Annotated in this window: 15 protein-coding genes and 2 tRNA genes; 8 read left to right on the forward strand and 9 right to left on the reverse strand. The window is 60.5% G+C overall.

The features are described 5' to 3' along the window. Nucleotides 1–124 precede the first annotated feature (124 nt). Together pncB and nadE are read left to right on the forward strand one after the other, a co-directional pair. Entirely contained in the window at nt 125–1,330 is a 1,206-nt protein-coding gene (gene pncB, locus APH35_RS04770; protein WP_012274438.1) for a nicotinate phosphoribosyltransferase, read from the forward strand. A gap of 3 nt (nt 1,331–1,333) precedes the next feature. Continuing rightward, a complete protein-coding gene (nadE, locus tag APH35_RS04775) occupies nt 1,334–2,161 on the forward strand; it encodes an ammonia-dependent NAD(+) synthetase (protein WP_060494309.1) in 828 nt (275 codons plus the stop codon). A gap of 114 nt (nt 2,162–2,275) precedes the next feature. Here the strand turns inward: nadE and azu are convergent, their stop codons facing one another. Continuing rightward, complete coding sequence (gene azu, locus APH35_RS04780) at nt 2,276–2,725, reverse strand: azurin (protein ID WP_008099951.1); 450 nt, start codon at nt 2,723–2,725, stop codon at nt 2,276–2,278. A 349-nt stretch (nt 2,726–3,074) separates the two neighbouring features. Here azu and APH35_RS04785 point away from each other — a divergent pair, with 349 nt between their 5' ends. Then, a complete protein-coding gene (locus APH35_RS04785) occupies nt 3,075–3,662 on the forward strand; it encodes a TIGR00730 family Rossman fold protein (RefSeq protein WP_060494310.1) in 588 nt (195 codons plus the stop codon). A gap of 43 nt (nt 3,663–3,705) precedes the next feature. On the opposite strand, the gene APH35_RS04790 is transcribed toward APH35_RS04785, so the two are convergent. Then, nucleotides 3,706–6,006, reverse strand: a complete 2,301-nt coding sequence (locus APH35_RS04790; RefSeq protein ID WP_060514283.1) for a YgiQ family radical SAM protein — start codon at nt 6,004–6,006, stop codon at nt 3,706–3,708. Between the two features lie 476 nt (nt 6,007–6,482). Here APH35_RS04790 and APH35_RS04795 point away from each other — a divergent pair, with 476 nt between their 5' ends. Further along, nucleotides 6,483–7,421 carry an RHS repeat-associated core domain-containing protein gene (locus tag APH35_RS04795; RefSeq protein WP_060514284.1) on the forward strand — a complete coding sequence of 313 codons (939 nt, stop codon included), beginning with the start codon at nt 6,483–6,485 and terminating at the stop codon, nt 7,419–7,421. A 42-nt stretch (nt 7,422–7,463) separates the two neighbouring features. Here the strand turns inward: APH35_RS04795 and dnaB are convergent, their stop codons facing one another. The 7 genes from dnaB to rnr form a co-directional block, all read right to left on the reverse strand. Further along, a complete protein-coding gene (gene dnaB, locus APH35_RS04800) occupies nt 7,464–8,861 on the reverse strand; it encodes a replicative DNA helicase (RefSeq protein ID WP_012274444.1) in 1,398 nt (465 codons plus the stop codon). Between the two features lie 113 nt (nt 8,862–8,974). Then, nucleotides 8,975–9,421, reverse strand: a complete 447-nt coding sequence (gene rplI / locus APH35_RS04805; protein ID WP_012274445.1) for a 50S ribosomal protein L9 — start codon at nt 9,419–9,421, stop codon at nt 8,975–8,977. A 20-nt stretch (nt 9,422–9,441) separates the two neighbouring features. Then, nucleotides 9,442–10,305 carry a hypothetical protein gene (locus APH35_RS04810; RefSeq protein ID WP_012274446.1) on the reverse strand — a complete coding sequence of 288 codons (864 nt, stop codon included), beginning with the start codon at nt 10,303–10,305 and terminating at the stop codon, nt 9,442–9,444. A 33-nt stretch (nt 10,306–10,338) separates the two neighbouring features. After that, nucleotides 10,339–10,569 (reverse strand): 30S ribosomal protein S18, encoded by a 231-nt coding sequence (gene rpsR, locus APH35_RS04815; RefSeq protein ID WP_003249563.1) that lies wholly within the window; start codon nt 10,567–10,569, stop codon nt 10,339–10,341. Between the two features lie 28 nt (nt 10,570–10,597). Further along, a complete protein-coding gene (gene rpsF, locus APH35_RS04820; protein ID WP_003249557.1) occupies nt 10,598–11,023 on the reverse strand; it encodes a 30S ribosomal protein S6 in 426 nt (141 codons plus the stop codon). Between the two features lie 285 nt (nt 11,024–11,308). Then, nucleotides 11,309–12,055 carry a 23S rRNA (guanosine(2251)-2'-O)-methyltransferase RlmB gene (rlmB, locus tag APH35_RS04825; RefSeq protein WP_060494312.1) on the reverse strand — a complete coding sequence of 249 codons (747 nt, stop codon included), beginning with the start codon at nt 12,053–12,055 and terminating at the stop codon, nt 11,309–11,311. Beyond that, on the reverse strand, nt 12,052–14,625 hold the full coding sequence (gene rnr, locus APH35_RS04830) for a ribonuclease R (protein WP_060514285.1): 2,574 nt from the start codon (nt 14,623–14,625) through the stop codon (nt 12,052–12,054). The genes rlmB and rnr overlap by 4 nt, the downstream gene beginning before the upstream one ends. Before the next feature lie 272 nt (nt 14,626–14,897). On the opposite strand from rnr, the gene APH35_RS04835 reads away from it, so the two are divergent. The 4 genes from APH35_RS04835 (at nt 14,898) to APH35_RS04850 (ending at nt 17,937) form a co-directional block, all read left to right on the forward strand. Beyond that, nucleotides 14,898–14,984 (forward strand) — tRNA-Leu (locus APH35_RS04835). Between the two features lie 88 nt (nt 14,985–15,072). After that, nucleotides 15,073–15,159 (forward strand) — tRNA-Leu (locus APH35_RS04840). A 199-nt stretch (nt 15,160–15,358) separates the two neighbouring features. Continuing rightward, nucleotides 15,359–16,372, forward strand: a complete 1,014-nt coding sequence (locus APH35_RS04845; RefSeq protein ID WP_012274449.1) for an extracellular solute-binding protein — start codon at nt 15,359–15,361, stop codon at nt 16,370–16,372. Further along, nucleotides 16,372–17,937, forward strand: coding sequence for an ABC transporter permease (locus APH35_RS04850; RefSeq protein WP_060514286.1), 1,566 nt, complete (start codon nt 16,372–16,374; stop codon nt 17,935–17,937). Before APH35_RS04845 ends, APH35_RS04850 begins: the two co-directional genes overlap by 1 nt.

The following is a 17,937-nucleotide window of genomic DNA, read 5'->3' on the forward strand; positions in this document are numbered from 1 at the left end:
AGCCGGTGCACGGAAAAACACCTCTGTTTTGGCTGTTCTGGCTTCTTCGCGGGCCGGAACAGGCACAACAAGGCGCAAAAGGCTGGCACAATGTCGGCCATTCGCCGCTTCCGGAGCCCCCTTGATGAGCGAAAGCGCATTCGCCGAGCGCATCGTGCACAACCTGCTCGACACCGACTTCTACAAACTCACCATGATGCAGGGTGTGCTGCACAACTACCCGGACGCCGACGTCGAATGGGAATTCCGCTGCCGCAACGGCGAGGACTTGCGCCCTTACCTCGGCGAGATCCGCAACCAGCTGGAACGGCTCAACGACCTTACCCTGGACGATGGCCAACTGCCTTTCCTGGAACGCATCAGCTTCCTCAAGCCCGACTTCCTGCGCTTTCTGCGCCTGTTTCGCTTCAACTTGCGCTATGTGCGCGTCGGCATCGAGAACGACCAGCTGTTCCTGCGCCTGAAAGGCCCATGGCTGCATGTAATCCTGTTCGAAGTGCCGCTGCTGGCCATCATCAGCGAAGTGCGCAACCGCCAGCTGCACCCGCACATGCGCCTGGCCGAGGCGCGCGACCAGCTGTACCGCAAGTTCGACTGGCTGCGCGCGCATGCCAGCGACGAAGAACTGGCCGAACTGCAGGTAGCCGACTTCGGTACCCGTAGACGCTTCTCCAGCCGCGTGCAGGAAGAAGTGGTTCGCGTGTTGCGCGATGATTTTCCGGCCCGCTTCGTCGGCACCAGCAATGTCGACCTGGCATGGAAACTGGATATCAAGCCGCTAGGCACCATGGCCCATGAATGGATCATGGCCCACCAGCAGCTCGGCCCACGGCTGATCGACAGCCAGATTGCCGCGCTGGACTGCTGGGTGCGCGAGTACCGCGGCCTGCTCGGCATCGCACTGACCGACTGCATCACCATGGATGCCTTCCTCGGCGACTTCGATCTGTACTTCGCCAAGCTGTTCGACGGCCTGCGCCACGACTCGGGCGAGCCGGTGGCCTGGGCAGAAAAGGCCATCGCCCATTACCAGAAACTGGGTATCGACCCGATGACCAAGACCCTGGTGTTTTCCGATGGCCTCAACCTGACCCGCTCGCTGGAGATCTTCCGTGCCCTGCGCGGTCGCATCAACGTCAGTTTTGGCATCGGCACCAACCTGACCTGCGACATCCCGGGTGTGGCGCCAATGAGCATCGTGCTTAAAATGACCGACTGCAACGGCGCGCCGGTGGCCAAGATCTCGGACGAAGCCGCCAAGACCCAGTGCCGCGACGAGAACTTCGTCGCCTACATGCGCCACGTATTCAAAGTCCCCAGCAAGGAGTAACCCATGCAAGCGGTTCAGCAAGAGATTGCCCAGGCGCTGAAGGTACAGCCGCCGTTCGCCGACGCTGCAGCGCTTGAGGCCGAAGTTGCCCGGCGCGTGGCGTTCATCAAGGGCTGCCTGGCCAACGCCCGGCTCAAGACCCTGGTGCTGGGCATCAGCGGTGGCGTCGACTCGCTGACTGCCGCCCTGCTCGCCCAGCGCGCCATCAACGAGTTGCGCGCCGAGACCGGCGACAAGGCCTACACCTTCATAGCCGTGCGCCTGCCGTACCAGGTGCAGCATGACGAGCATGACGCCCAGGCCTGCCTGGACGTGATCAAGGCCGATGAAGTGCACACCGTGGACATTGCCCCGGCGGTACGGGCTTTGGCGGCTGAAGTGGTGGAGTTGAAGAACGGCTCGCCGACGTTGGTGGACTTCGTGGTCGGCAACGTCAAGGCGCGTACGCGCATGGTCGCCCAATACACCATCGCTGGCGCCCGCGCAGGCCTGGTGATCGGTACCGACCACGCTGCCGAGGCGGTGATGGGCTTCTTCACCAAGTTTGGTGATGGTGCCTGCGACCTGGCGCCGCTGAGCGGGCTGGTGAAGAACCAGGTGCGAGCGATTGCACGCAGCTTCGGCGCACCGGAGTCACTGGTGGAGAAAGTGCCGACGGCGGACCTGGAAGACCTGGAGCCGGGCAAGCCGGACGAAGCGTCGCATGGCGTGACCTACCAGCAGATCGATGCCTTCCTGCATGGGCAGCCGGTTGACCAGGCAGCGTTCGACATCATCGTCGCCACCTACCGCAAGACCCAGCACAAGCGCGAACTGCCGTTCGCCCCATGAAAGCTTCGCGGGCACGCCCGCACCCACAGATACACCACGCAAGCTGAACCTTGTGGTGTACCTGTGAGAGCGGGCGTGCCCGCGAATAGGCCCGAAAGCCCTGCAGCGCTATCGTTACTTGACGATGACCTTGCCTTTCATCATCGAGATGTGGCCCGGGAAGGTGCAGAAGAAGCTGTAGTCACCACCGGCTTCCAGCTTGGAAGTGTCGAACTTCACTTCGGTTTCTTTTTCTGGCGCACCGATCATTGCGGTGTGGGCGATGATGTTGGCGTTATCTTCCTTAAGGTAACCCTTTTCAATGCCCTGGCTCATGCCTTCGGTAGCAATGCCCTGCATGTCGGCAGTCTTGCTGATCACCAGGTTGTGGCCCATGACGTTCTTCGGCAGGTTGCCGGAGTGGGTCAGTTTGACGGTGAATTCCTTGCAGCTCTTGTCGACGGTGAATTCCTTGGTGGTATAGGACATTTGGTCCGTCGATTCGACAGTTACCGAGCACTCGGCGGCGAAGACAGAGGCGCTGGCGAGGGTCAGCAGGGATACCGCTACAGCTTTCGCAAACATCATGAATCTCCTTGGCAGGGTTTTATCAATTGCGAGACTGCCTGAACCCGTTCAGCCCCTTGCTGATATGGGTCAAGGGGGTGTCAAGTGGCCAGCCAGTAGAATTGTTCAATGGATTGTATACAACCAATCTAAGGGCACATCATGCCCTTTTATTGGACGATGGGACAACCTCTCATTTAGGAGCAATACCAAATGCCCATCTCCAACTTCCTGAATAGCCTGCTCGCTGCCTACGCCCATGGAGCCACCGGCGCCATCTGCGAATTCTCCCGGCCGGAGTGAAAGCGGCCTTGGAAGCGACGGACATGCACCGTACCCTGTGCACCTGAGTGACAGGAGATGAGCAATGCCCGTACGTTCCGTTTGTGTGTTCTGCGGCGCCAGCATCGGCGCCAACCCCGCCTACCGTGAAGCGGCCGTCGCGCTTGGCCAGGCCATTGCGCGTCGCGGCCTGACCTTGGTGTATGGCGGAGGTGCCGTAGGCCTGATGGGTGTTGTGGCCGACGCGGCCATGGCAGCAGGTGGCGAGGTGGTAGGGATCATCCCGCAGAGCCTGCTGGACGCTGAAGTCGGCCACAAAGGCCTGACCCGCCTTGAAGTGGTTGATGGCATGCACGCGCGCAAGGCCCGCATGGCCGAGCTGAGCGATGCCTTCATTGCCTTGCCGGGCGGGCTCGGTACGCTGGAGGAGTTGTTCGAAGTGTGGACCTGGGGGCAGCTGGGCTATCACGCCAAGCCGCTGGGGCTGCTCGATGTGAATGGCTTCTACGACAAGCTGGGCGGCTTCCTCGACCATATCGTCGAAGAAGGCTTTGTGCGGCCGCAGCACCGGGCGATGTTGCTGCTGGCGCAGCAGCCAGATGAGCTGCTAAATGGCATGGACAGCTTCGTAGCGCCGGTGGCGCCGAAGTGGGTCGACAAGAAGCCTGATTGACCTTGAGATGTTGGGACCGCTTTGCGGTCCCAACATGGATCGATCAGCGCGGGATAACAGGCTGACGTGGCTTCTTGTTGCCCTTGCCACCCTTGGCCGCTTCCTTGCGCTCCTTGGCCGCCTTCTCGTTTCGGGCAAACGCTTCGGCCTTGGCCTTCTCACGCTTGTCCCAAGGCTTGCTGCCATCGCTGGCACGCGGCGGCAGACCGGTGTGCTGGGTCAGGATCTTCTGGTCCTTGCCCACCTTGTGGCTACCCGCCGGCGTCGAGTTCTTGCGGCGCGCGCTCTGGTAGGTATCGCTCTGCGGCTGGTGCAGCGGGATCAGTTGGTGCTTACCCGGCCCGATCAGGTCGGCGCGGCCCATGCGCTCCAGCGCTTCACGCAGCATTGGCCAGCCTTTCGGGTCGTGGTAGCGCAAGAACGCCTTGTGCAGGCGGCGTTGCTCGTCGCTCTTGACGATCTCCACCCCTTCGCTCTTGTAGGTCACCTTGCGCAGCGGGTTCTTGCCCGAGTGGTACATGGCCGTAGCCGACGCCATCGGTGACGGGTAGAACGCCTGCACCTGGTCGGCGCGGAAGCCGTTGCCCTTCAGCCACAGGGCCAGGTTCATCATGTCTTCGTCGGTGGTGCCTGGGTGGGCGGCGATGAAGTACGGGATCAGGTACTGCTCCTTGCCCGCTTCCTTCGAGAACTTCTCGAACATGCGCTTGAAGCGGTCGTAGGTGCCGATACCCGGCTTCATCATCTTGTCCAACGGGCCACGCTCGGTGTGCTCCGGGGCAATCTTCAGGTAACCACCAACGTGGTGGGTCACCAGCTCCTTGACGTACTCCGGTGATTCCACCGCCAGGTCGTAGCGCAGGCCGGAGGCGATCAGGATCTTCTTCACACCCGGCAAGGCACGGGCCTTGCGGTACAGCTCGATCAGCGAGCTGTGGTCGGTGTTGAGGTTTTCGCAGATGCCCGGGAACACGCACGACGGCTTGCGGCAGTGCTTCTCGATGTCGTGGCTCTTGCAGGCGATGCGGTACATGTTGGCAGTCGGGCCGCCAAGGTCGGAGACCACGCCGGTGAAGCCCGGCACCTTGTCGCGCATCTCTTCGATCTCCTTCAGGATCGATTCGTGCGAGCGGTTCTGGATGATGCGGCCTTCGTGCTCGGTGATCGAGCAGAAGGTGCAGCCACCAAAGCAGCCACGCATGATGTTCACCGAGAAACGGATCATTTCGTAGGCCGGGATGCGCTCCTTGCCATAGGCCGGGTGCGGCACACGGGCGTAAGGCATGCCGAACACGTAGTCCATTTCTTCGGTGCTCATGGGGATGGGTGGCGGGTTGAACCACACATCCACTTCGCCATGCTTCTGCACCAGTGCGCGGGCGTTGCCTGGGTTGGTCTCCAGGTGCAGCACGCGGTTGGCGTGGGCGTAGAGTACCGGGTCGTTACGCACCTTTTCGAACGACGGCAGGCGGATCACCGACTTTTCCCGGGTCACGCTCGGGCTGTCGAGAATCTGCACCACCTTGGCTTCGTTCGGGTCTTCCTGGTCGCCCTTGGCCTGCTCGATGGCGCAGGCCTGGGTGTCCTGGGTGTTCACGTACGGGTTGATGATCTTGTCGACGCGGCCCGGGCGGTCGATACGGGTGGAGTCGATTTCGTACCAGCCTTGTGGTGTATCACGGCGCACGAAGGCGGTGCCACGCACGTCGGTGATGGTCTCGATCTTCTCGCCGTTGGACAGGCGCTGGGCCACTTCGACCACCGCGCGCTCGGCGTTGCCGAACAGCAGGATATCGGCGCTGGCGTCGATCAGGATCGAATGGCGAACCTTGTCCTGCCAGTAGTCGTAGTGGGCAATGCGGCGCAGCGAAGCCTCGATGCCGCCGAGCACGATCGGCACATGCTTGTAGGCTTCCTTGCAGCGCTGGCTGTACACCAGGCTGGCGCGGTCCGGACGGCTGCCGGCCAGGCCACCTGGGGTGTAGGCGTCGTCGGAACGGATCTTCTTGTCTGCGGTGTAACGGTTGATCATCGAGTCCATGTTGCCGGCGGCCACGCCGAAGAACAGGTTCGGCTCGCCGAGCTTCATGAAGTCGTCTTTCGACTGCCAGTTCGGCTGGGCGATGATGCCCACGCGGAAGCCCTGGGCCTCCAGCAGACGGCCGATGATGGCCATGCCGAACGATGGGTGGTCGACGTAGGCATCACCGGTCACGATGATGATGTCGCAGGAATCCCAGCCGAGCAGATCCATCTCCTCCCTGCTCATCGGCAGGAAAGGTGCTGGCCCGAAGCATTCGGCCCAGTACTTGGGATAGTCGTAGAGTGGTTTGGCTGCTTGCATGTCAGTGACCGGTTCTGGTGTGCAGGGAAATCGCGGGCGCGGAATATAGCACAAATTTTGACCAAATCCGACTGGATTCGTGGGGATTGATGAGCTGGGACGACAGTTGGGGGCGCGGGGTGTCGGCGATCACCGGCGCAGGCGGTGCCATCCTCCGCGCTGGATTCTTCGCGACTGAAGCCGCTCCCAGAGGTGTCCCTGCTAACCCAGTGAATTACGCGCTGCTACACGAAAACAGGCTTTATTCATCATCGAAGTTATACATACCCGGCGCCAAGTTATTGAAGCGGGTGTACTAACAGATAACCGGCTCTGATGTAATAGGAACTAGCAGGTGCGGGATATAGCACAAATTTTGACCTAATCCGACTGCAATGGCCGGCTGATCTCCCTCGAATGATCTGGCAATGTTGCCAGTTTCATCAACTTCCTGGCCCACCTAGCATTTAGGAAACACCCAACCCAGGAAGCAAGTGATGAAAATATTCTACGCGTCTCATCGCCCAACCCTATTGCTGGATGGCCGTGGATTCACCCGTATCTTCAATGCAGGGCCAGGCACCCTTACCACGCACCAGGAAAATCACAGCCGCTTGATCGGCAGTGAAATGTCCAATTCACCCTCTTGCACACTTGACCAAAACGGCCGCACCCAGCTGACCTTCAGTGCATACGGCGCTAGGGTCGACCACGGACAAATACCTGCCTTCAAAGGCGAGCTTGAGGATCTGGTCACCGGCCATTACCTGCTGGGAAATGGCTACCGCGCTTACAACCCTCATCTCATGCGTTTCAACAGTCCAGACAGCGACAGCCCATTCGCAAAAGGAGGGTTGAATACCTACTCATTTGCTCTTTGCGACCCGATCAACCGCCGTGATCCGACGGGGCACGCTTTCGAGTTCATTCGTAAGCTATTCGTCAACAAGACCTATCGCGGACCTATCGTGGCGGAGTTCGACGGAATTGTTGTTTTTACTGGGCAAGAACGACCGGACGGAAAATTACCCACCCTGTATATCAGCGCCCATGGCGCTCCAGGCGTGATAGGTGCTGACGGCACCAATATTTACGATGCAACACGCACTTTCAAGGCACTGACAAGCCGCAATATCCAGCTGCACAACAGGCAAATTCATGTACTTGCATGTGACACAGCTTTCCCCGACCCGCTTACCGGCAGCTCATATATCAGCGACCTAAGCGCCCTTACAAAGTTTCAAGTTTCTGGCTACGCGACCACAGTTGCAGTCGTGGAGCGCCGTCAAGGCAACGAATACATTGTAGAGAAACAAAGGGTGCTGCCGCACCATGGAATGACATCGACAAAGACCCGAGCGGGTAAAGGTAGAAAGCAGCAAGACGCCACTGACGACATTCAGGCTGAGATATCCAAGCGGATCAGGACTGCCTGAACATTGAGTCGCTCTAACGAGGCGAGCCTCTACCGACTCTTCTCATTCGTCGTCGTCGAAGTTGTACATGCCCGGTGCGAGGTTCTCGAAGCGGGTGTACTTGCCGATAAACGCCAGGCGCACAAAGCCAATAGGGCCGTTACGCTGTTTACCGATGATGATTTCCGCCACACCCTTGTGCTCGGTCTCGGGGTGGTACACCTCGTCGCGGTACACGAACATGATCACGTCGGCGTCCTGCTCGATTGCACCGGATTCACGCAAGTCGGAGTTCACCGGGCGTTTGTTCGGGCGCTGTTCCAGGGAGCGGTTCAGCTGCGACAGGGCGATGACCGGGCAGTTGAATTCCTTGGCCAGGGCCTTGAGCGAGCGGGAAATTTCGGAAATCTCGTTGGTGCGGTTATCACCGGAAGAGCCCGGGATCTGCATCAGCTGCAGGTAGTCGACCATGATCATGCCGATTTCACCGTGCTCACGCGCCAAGCGCCGCGTACGCGCACGCATTTCAGACGGGCTGATGCCGGCGGTATCGTCGATGAACAGCTTGCGGTCGTTAAGCAGGTTGACTGCCGAGGTCAGGCGTGGCCAGTCGTCGTCGTCCAGCTGGCCGGAACGAACCTTGGTCTGATCGATACGGCCAAGGGAGGAAAGCATACGCATGATCAGCGATTCACCTGGCATTTCGAGGGAGAACACCAGCACCGCCTTTTCGCTGCGTAGCACGGCGTTCTCAACCAGGTTCATGGCAAAGGTGGTTTTACCCATCGACGGACGGCCGGCGACGATGATCAAGTCGGCAGCCTGCAGGCCGCTGGTTTTTTCGTCCAGGTCGGTGTACCCGGTAGAGATACCGGTGATATCACTGTCGGAATTGAATAGCGTATCGATACGGTCGATGGCCATGGTCAACAGCTCGTTGACGCCTACCGGGCCACCGGTTTTTGGCCGAGCCTCGGCGATCTGGAAGATTTGCCGCTCGGCATCGTCGAGAATCTCTGCAGCGTTGCGCCCCTGGGGGTTGAACGCGTTGTCGGCGATGTCGGTACTGATACTGATCAACTGGCGCAGCGTAGCCCGTTCGCGAATGATCGCGGCGTAGGCCTTGATGTTGGCCACCGACGGGGTGTTCTTGGCCAGCTCGGCCAGGTACGCCAGGCCGCCTACCTGCGAGGACAGGCCTTCCTTGTCCAACTGCTCGTGCAGGGTCACCACGTCGAATGGCTGGTTGGCATCGACCAACTTGTGCACGGCGCGGAAGATCAGCCGGTGGTCATGCCGGTAGAAGTCACCATCCGACACCTGGTCCAGCACCCGCTCCCAGGCATCGTTGTCCAGCATCAGGCCACCGAGCACGGCCTGTTCGGCCTCGATGGAATGCGGCGGTACCTTCAGGGCTGCGGTTTGCAGGTCTAGCTGTTCGGAGGTGGTGATCTCGTTCATGGCCACGAAAGAATTCTGGAGGATGAAAAAGACAAAGGGCACGGCCTGTAAAAAACAGGACCGTGCCCGATGTTAACCGCCTGACTCGCAAGGAGCCAGCCAGTTAGCGCAGCTTAGGCAGCTACGACGACCACACGTACGGTGGCTTCAACGTCGCTGTGCAGGTGCACGGCTACGTCGTATTCGCCAACCTGACGGATGGTGCCGTTCGGCAGACGAACTTCAGCTTTGGCCACTTCTACGCCGGAGGCGGTCAGGGCGTCAGCGATGTCGTGGGTGCCGATCGAACCGAACAGCTTGCCTTCGTCGCCAGCGGTGGCAGTGATGGTCACTTCCAGCTCGGCCAGTTGGGCAGCACGGCTTTCAGCCGACGATTTCTTGTCAGCAGCTGCTTTTTCCAGCTCGGCGCGACGTTCTTCGAACGCAGCCAGGTTGGCGGCGTTGGCAACGGTGGCCTTGCCGAATGGCAGCAGGAAGTTACGGCCGTAACCAGCCTTAACTTTTACTTTGTCGCCCAGGTTGCCCAGGTTAGCGACTTTTTCCAGCAGGATCAGTTCCATTTGGTAAAACCTCTTAACTTTTAACCTTCACCGTTCGCGGAGTCATTCCCCTTGGGGGACTTGCGACCGCGAAAATCAATCAGGCTGTCGACAATGGCCAAAACCATCAGCAAGGGGTAAATCAGCTGCATGATCAGCGGCAGCGTCACGTACATGCCCACCAGCCAGAAACCAGCCAGTCGGCCCTGTGCCACCAGCCCATGCATCAAAGCGATGCCGGCCAGCACCAGAACCAGGCTTGAGGCCGATGCCAGGATGATGAACTGCGGCCCGATGAACGGGGCCACCACCATCACTGCCACCAAGACCGCCATGGTCTGTTTCGGCAACTTCAGCGCGCGAAACTCGCGACCGAAGCCTCCAGGGTTGTACAACGCTGCCTGCCAGTAGCGCGCCAGCACCAAGGCCAGCACACTGAACAACTGCACCGTCACTGCTGTGGAAGCGACCAGCACAGGGCGGATCAGCTCACCGGAGAGCACCGGCTGCCCCTCGATTTTCGGCATGGCTTCGGCAAACGCCTTGGCCAGCACATCGAAGGTTTGCGCCAGCGCCAGATCGAGCACGAGGCTGAAAGCCACGGCGAACACGGCACTGACCAGCAACACACGGCTCCAGGGATGCTCGGCACGCAACAGGGCGGCCAAGGCCACAGCACCCGCAATCACCAAAAAGGTGATGGGATCGCCCATGACCCATACGGCCAGCCCGGCCAGCAGGCCGCCGGCGATGACCGTTGTAGCATCCTTGAACCCACGCCGCAGCAGCACAAGGCTGCAGGCAGCGGCACTCAACCAGAACAGCAGCGGCAGTACCGCGCTGATGACCACCACCAGGGTGGCCTGCACACGACCGCGCATGATGAAACTTGCTAACGCTCGCATGCTAATCCCTTACTGCTTGTCGACGACCCGGTCTCAGCGGCCGTGGCTGTCGGTGTAGGGCAGCAGGGCCAGGAAGCGGGCGCGCTTGATAGCGGTAGCCAGCTGACGCTGATAACGAGCTTTGGTACCGGTGATACGGCTTGGAACGATCTTGCCGGTTTCGGATACGTAAGCTTTCAGGGTGTTGAGATCTTTGAAGTCGATCTCTTTCACGTCTTCAGCAGTGAAGCGGCAGAATTTACGACGACGGAAGAAACGTGCCATTTAATAGGCTCCTCTAAAGGTCCGTGGATTACTCGTCAGCGTTATCGCTGGAGTCGCTGTCATTGCTGTCGTCGCCTTCGGCGGAGTCAGCATGCTCAGGACGCTCACGACGCTCACGGCGCTCGCTGCGGTTTTCTTCAGCCTTCAGCATCTCGGACTGGCCGGTAACGGCTTCGTCGCGACGGATGACCAGGTTACGGATAACGGCATCGTTGTAGCGGAAGTTGTCTTCCAGCTCGGCCAGGGCCTTGCCGGTGCACTCAACGTTCAGCATCACGTAGTGAGCCTTGTGAACATTGTTGATTGCGTAGGCCAGTTGACGACGGCCCCAGTCTTCCAGGCGGTGGATCTTGCCACCGTCTTCTTCGATCAGCTTGGTGTAACGCTCAACCATGCCGCCGACTTGCTCGCTCTGGTCCGGGTGAACCAGGAAGATGATTTCGTAATGACGCATGAATGCTCCTTACGGGTTAGTAGTCTGCCAGCGAATCTGGTCAGACAAGGAGTGAATGACACTGTATGTCTTGCACGGAGGGGAGGCACATAAGCGCCTGCCAGCTCGGCAAGGGGCGCAATTGTAGAGAAGGCGGGGCGCACAAGCAAGGCAATTGGTGAATATTTGAACAGCCTGAAACATATTCAGAATGTGCCCGCCCCCACAAGCAATCCGCATTGCCAAAGGCAACAGTGAACCTGTGGGAGCGGGCGCGCTCGCGAAGACGGTGGAACTGGCTGAAGATCAGCGCTTGGCTTGACGCTGACGCACCGCTTCGAACAGGCAAACCCCGGTCGCAACCGACACGTTCAGGCTGCTGACGCTGCCAGCCATCGGCAATTTCACCAGAAAATCGCAATGCTCGCGGGTGAGACGGCGCATGCCCTTGCCTTCTGCGCCCATGATCATCACCAGGGGGCCGGTCAGGTCCTGCTGGTAGATCTCCTGCTCGGCCTCGCCAGCGGTACCCACTACCCACAAGCCACGCTGCTGCAGCTTTTCCAGGGTACGCGCCAGGTTGGTCACGGCCACCAGCGGGATCACTTCCGCCGCACCGCATGCCACCTTGCGCACAACCGGCGTCAGCGTTGCAGACTTGTCCTTGGGCACGATCACTGCCGTGGCACCCGCCGCATCGGCCGTGCGCAGGCAAGCGCCAAGGTTGTGCGGATCGGTGACACCGTCCAGCACCAGGATCAGCGGCGGCGTTTCAGTGCGCTCGAGCAACTCCTCGAGCATCAACTCGCCCCATACCTGGCTCGGGCTCACCTCGGCGACCACGCCCTGATGCACGCCCTCTACCCAGGCATCCAACTCACGGCGCTCGGCCTGGCCGACCGGCACGCGGTTCTCCGCGGCCAGCGCCAGCAAGGTTTCGAGGCGTGGCTCGCTGCGCCCTTCCGACAGCCAGATCTGCTTGACCCGCTTTGGATGGTGCTGCAGCAATGCCTGCACGGCGTGCACGCCGTAGATCTTTTCCAGCTGACTCATGACTTGCTCTTGCTCTTGCGTGGCGCGCCGGACTTCGGCGGGCCTTTACGGTGCTTGGTCGATTTGCCGGACGGTTTGCCACCTTTTTCCGACTTGCTGCCAGCACTGCTGCGCGCGTCGGTCATCAGGGCTTTTTTCATCTCGCGGCTTTTACGCACTTCAGCATTGCGCTGCACGGCATCCTTGGGGAAATACGCTTCGGACGCTTCGCTTTTGCGGCTGCGCGGCTTGGGCGTGGCTTTCGCTTCGGCAACCGGCGGCTGCTCGGCCTTTTCGGTAGCCTGTGCGGCGCCGCGCTGCTTGCGGCCGATCGGTGCGGCGAGGGTCTTGTCCGACACTTCGAAGTCGATCTTGCGCTCGTCCAGATCGACGCGCATGACCTTGACTTCGATGGTGTCGCCCAGGCGGAAGCTGCGCCCTGTGCGCTCGCCGGACAGGCGGTGATGCACCGGGTCGAAGTGGTAATAGTCGCCCGGCAGCGCACTGACGTGCACCAGGCCTTCCACATAGATATCGGTCAGCTCGACGAACAGGCCAAAACCGGTCACCGCAGTGATCACACCCGGGAACGTCTCGCCCACACGGTCCTTCATGAACTCGCACTTGAGCCAGTTGACCACGTCACGGGTGGCCTCGTCGGCCCGGCGCTCGGTCATCGAGCACTGTTCGCCGAGTTGCTCCAGGGTGTTTTCGTCGTACGGGTAGATACGCGCCTTGGGGATGCTCATGGCACCGGCACGCTTGACGTGCGGGGTATCTACCTTGGAACGGATGATGCTGCGGATGGCGCGGTGCACCAGCAGGTCCGGGTAACGGCGGATCGGCGAGGTAAAGTGGGTGTACGCCTCGTAGTTCAAGCCAAAGTGGCCGTTGTTCTCGGTGCTGTACACCGCCTGGCTCAGCGAGCGCAGCATGACGGTCTGAATCAGGTGGAAGTCCGGGCGCCCGGCGATGCTCGCCAGCAGAGCCTGGTAGTCCTTCGGCGACGGGTCCTTGCCCTTGTGCAGGCTCAGGCCCAGCTCACCCAGGAAGGCGCGCAGCTTTTCCAGGCGCTCCGGCGGCGGGCCGTCGTGCACGCGGTACAGGGCTGGCACGCCATGCTTCTGCAGGAACTCGGCGGTGGCCACGTTGGCCGCCAGCATGCATTCCTCGATCAGCTTGTGGGCATCATTGCGTACGGTCGGGCGAATTTCCGCGATCTTGCGCTGGTCACCGAAGATGATGCGGGTTTCCTGGGTTTCGAAGTCGATGGCACCACGCGTGTGACGCGCATCCACCAGCACCTTGTACAGGTTGTACAGGTTCTTCAGGTCCGGCACGACTTCCTTGTACTCTTCGCGCAGCGCTTTGCCCTCACGGGTACGGGCGTGCTCGAGCATGCTGCTGACCTTGTTGTAGGTCAGGCGGGCGTGAGAGTGGATCACGCCTTCGTAGAACTGATAGTCGACCATCTGGCCGGCTTTGTTCATGGTCATTTCACAAACCATGGCCAACCGGTCGACATGCGGGTTCAGCGAGCACAGGCCGTTGGACAGCTCTTCGGGGAGCATCGGCACCACACGCTCGGGGAAGTACACCGAGTTGCCGCGCTGCTGGGCTTCGACATCCAGGGCCGAGCCCAGGCGCACGTAGCTGGAAACGTCGGCAATGGCCACGTACAGACGCCAGCCACCGGAGAACAGGCGCAGCTTGCCCAGGGGCTCGCAATAAACGGCATCGTCGAAGTCGCGGGCGTCTTCACCATCAATGGTGACGAACGGCAGATGGCGCAGGTCGACGCGCTTCTCTTTATCCTTCTCCTCGACTTCGGAGCGGAACTTGCGTGCTTCCTTGACCACATCAGCAGGCCAGACGTGCGGGATGTCGTAGCTGCGCAGGGCTACGTCGATTTCCATGCCCGGGGCCATGTAGTTGCCGATGACCTCGACCACATCGCCTTGCGGCTGGAAGCGCGGGGTTGGCCAGTGGGTGATCTTGATTTCGACGAACTGACCGATCTTGGCACCGCCGTTACGCCCGGCGGTCACCAGCACTTCCTGCTGGATCTTCGGGTTGTCCGGCGTCACGTAGCCAATGCCGCCTTCTTCGAAATAGCGACCGACCACGCTCTCATGGGCGCGGGAAATGACCTCGACGATCACCCCTTCACGGCGCCCACGGCGGTCTGTGCCGGAAACCCGCGCCAACGCGCGGTCGCCATCGAAGGCCAGACGCATCTGCGACGGGCCAAGGAACAGGTCATCACTGCCATCATCGGGGATGAGGAAACCAAAACCGTCGCGGTGGCCGGAGATACGGCCGCAGATCAGGTCCAGCTTGTCCACCGGGGCATAAGTGCCGCGCCGGGTATAGATAAGCTGGCCATCGCGCTCCATGGCACGCAGGCGGCGGCGCAGGGCTTCGATCTGGTCTTCCTCATACAGACCAAACTCTTTCGCCAGCTCCTCGCGGGCAGCGGGTTCGCCACGGTCGGCGAGGCGCTGCAGGATCAGCTCACGGCTGGGAATGGGGTTGTCGTATTTTTCCGCTTCGCGAGCGGCCTCGGGATCGAGGGATTGCCAATCGGCCATCAGAAGGGGTTCACCTTGGGGTATATAGATAGGAATTCTGGCATAGGCGTATTGAAACCGGAAATGTCTGCCTTGGACAGCCCCCGCTGCAGTGCATAGACAGCCGTAATAGGCCTGTGGAATCAACAAGTTGAATTTTTTGAATTTTTTTTTGATTGGGGGCTTTACAGCCTTGGGGAGCGTCCGTATAGTGCGCACCACAACGACGGACAACCCCGAAGTTGTAGTAGAGATGAACGGCGCTGTAAAGCATCTTGTAATCTCGAATGTGTGCCCAGGTGGCGGAATTGGTAGACGCGCTGGTTTCAGGTATCAGTGACCGCAAGGTCGTGGAAGTTCGAGTCTTCTCCTGGGCACCAAATATTTTCAAGTAACAGATGACCAAGGATCTGTTACTACTGTGTGAAAGCGAACGATAGTCGCCTTCTGCAGATGATGTAAAGCTTTGCCCAGGTGGCGGAATTGGTAGACGCGCTGGTTTCAGGTATCAGTGACCGCAAGGTCGTGGAAGTTCGAGTCTTCTCCTGGGCACCATACAAAAACCCACTAGCTTGCTAGTGGGTTTTTTCTTGCCTGCGTTTTGTGCATCCCTCCCCTTTCGGCCATTGGTGCAAACCCATTTCGACGGTTACACCATCGTCTGACCATGAATTTCTCGTCACCCGGCCACTTGAGAAACGATTTCGTTTACCATTGTTTCCAAATATGTAGCCGTAAGCGAGGAAGTACCCGCATGACGATCCGCCCGCAACCGCTGATGCGCACCTTGGCCGCCGCCGTGCTGAGCCTGGTCATCGGCGCTCCGGCCGCCATGGCAGACGCACCGGTCAGCCTGACCATGTACAACGGTCAGCACAAGGAAATCGGCGAAGCCATCGCCAAGGCCTACGAGGCCAAGACCGGTATTCATATCGACATCCGCAAGGGCAGCAGCAACCAGCTGGCCAGCCAGATCATCGAGGAAGGCGACCGTTCGCCGGCCGACATCATCTACACCGAAGAGTCCCCACCCCTGAACAACCTGGGCGAACTGGGCCTGCTGGCCAAGATCGACGACGCCACCGCGAACATGATGCCCAAGGAGTACGTTGGCGCCAACGGCACCTGGATGGGTATCACGGCCCGTACGCGCATCGTGGTGTACAACCCGAAGAAGGTCGACGAAAAAGACCTGCCAACCACGGTGATGGACTTCGCCAACCCTGAGTGGGAAGGCCGCGTCGGCTACGTGCCCACCAGTGGTGCGTTCCAGGAGCAGGCCGTGGCCATTCTGAAGATGCATGGCCGCGAAGCCACCGAAGAATGGCTGACCGGCCTGAAAGCTTTCGGCAAGACCTACACCAACAACATGGTCGCCCTCAAAGCCGTGGAAAAAGGCGAAGTGGCGGCGGTCCTGGTGAACAATTACTACTGGTACGCGCTTGAACGCGAGCGCGGCAAGCTGGACACCAAGCTCTACTACCTGGCCGACGGCGATGCCGGCAACCTGGTCACCATCTCTGGCGCGGCCGTGGTCAAGGCCAGCAAGCACCCGAAAGAAGCCCAGGCTCTGCTCAACTGGATGGCCAGCGAAGAGGGCCAACGCGTGATTACCCAGACTACCGCCGAGTACCCGCTGCACAAGGGCATGGTTTCGGACCGTGGCCTGAAGCCGTTCAACGAGCTGCGCCCGCCGAACATCTCGCCAGCCGACCTGGGTAATGCCGAAGAAGCCATCGAGCTCGAGCGCGAGGTCGGTCTGCTCTGATGACTGCCGCTCTGTCCGAACCGGCGCCGGTACGCTTCGTTCCGCGCCGCAAGCGCCCGTCCATCTGGGTGGTGCTGCCTGTGCTGTTCCTGGTGGCGATGAGCTTGCTGCCACTGGCTTACGTCGCCATCAAAGCCTGGGAAGCAGGCTGGCGCGAAGCCTTGCACCTGCTGTGGCGGCCCTTTGTCTGGGGGCTGATGCGCAACACCCTGATGCTGATGGTCGGGGTGACACTGACCTGCATGGTGGTCGGCCTGGCGCTGGCCTGGTTGCTGGAGCGCAGCAACCTGGCCGGCCGTCGGCTGTGGGGCGTGGTGTTGTGCCTGCCGTTCGCCGTGCCATCGTTCGTCAGCAGCTTCACTTGGGTGTCGCTGAGCTCGGACTTCGAAGGCCTTGGTGGGGCGATCATGGTCATGGCCCTGTCCAAGTATCCGCTGGTGTTCCTGCCCGTTGCCGCGACCCTGCGCAACCTCGACACCTCGCTTGAGGAATCGGCGCGCACCCTGGGCTGCAGCCGCTGGGGCGTGTTCAGCAAGGTCACCCTGCCACTGCTTTGGCCGTCGATGCTCGGCGGTGCGCTACTGATTGCCCTGCATATGCTGGTGGAGTTTGGCGCGCTGTCGATCCTAGGCCTGCAGACGTTCACCACGGCCATCTACCAGCAGTTCGAACTGGAGTTCAGCAATGCCAACGCGGCCATGCTGTCTGCTGTGCTGCTGGCGATGTGCCTGGTGATGCTGTGGTTGGAACTGCGCGTACGCGGCAAAGCCCGCCATGTGCGCATCGGCCAAGGCGTAGCGCGGCGCGCGCAACCCTTGCGGCTGCGGGGTTGGGCGGTGCTGGCGCAGCTGTTCTGCATTGGCTTGGCAGTGCTGGGCAGCGGTATTCCGCTGGCCATGCTCGGCTACTGGCTTAGCGTCGGTTCATCGGCAGCGTTCCCGGTGGCAGCCATTTCCAAGGCGCTGTTCACTTCGCTGTCGGTGTCACTTGGCGGTGCAGGTTTCTGTGTGTTGCTGGCCCTGCCGATCAGCTTCCTGGTGGTACGTTACAAAGGTCGCCTGGCGATCTGGGCCGAGCGCCTGCCGTACCTGTTGCACGCCCTCCCCGGCCTAGTGATTGCCCTGACCTTGGTGTTCTTCGCCCTGCACTACGTGCCGGCGCTGTACCAGACCACGGCATTGCTGCTGCTGGCTTATGCGCTGCTCTTCTTGCCATTGGCCCAGTCGCCAGTACGCACCGCGCTGAACAAGGCCTCGCCGACGCTGGAGGAAGCCGCGCGCACGCTGGGTGCCAACAGCTTCGCGGCGTTCTGCCGGGTGACCTTGCCAATCATCTTCCCAGCCATGGCGGCAGCGTTTGCGCTGGTGTTCCTGGATGCCATGAAAGAGCTGACCGCTACCCTGCTACTGAGCCCGACCGGGATGACCACCCTGGCGACCGAGGTATGGGCACACACCGCCAACGTCGAATTCGCCGCAGCGGCGCCTTATGCGGCATTGCTGATTGTGGTGTCGGGGCTGCCGGTTTATCTGCTGACCACGCGGATGTACCTGAACAAGGCATGA

The sequence above is a fragment of the Pseudomonas sp. NBRC 111132 genome, assembly GCF_001320565.1.
Classification (GTDB): Bacteria; Pseudomonadota; Gammaproteobacteria; order Pseudomonadales; family Pseudomonadaceae; genus Aquipseudomonas; species Aquipseudomonas putida_P.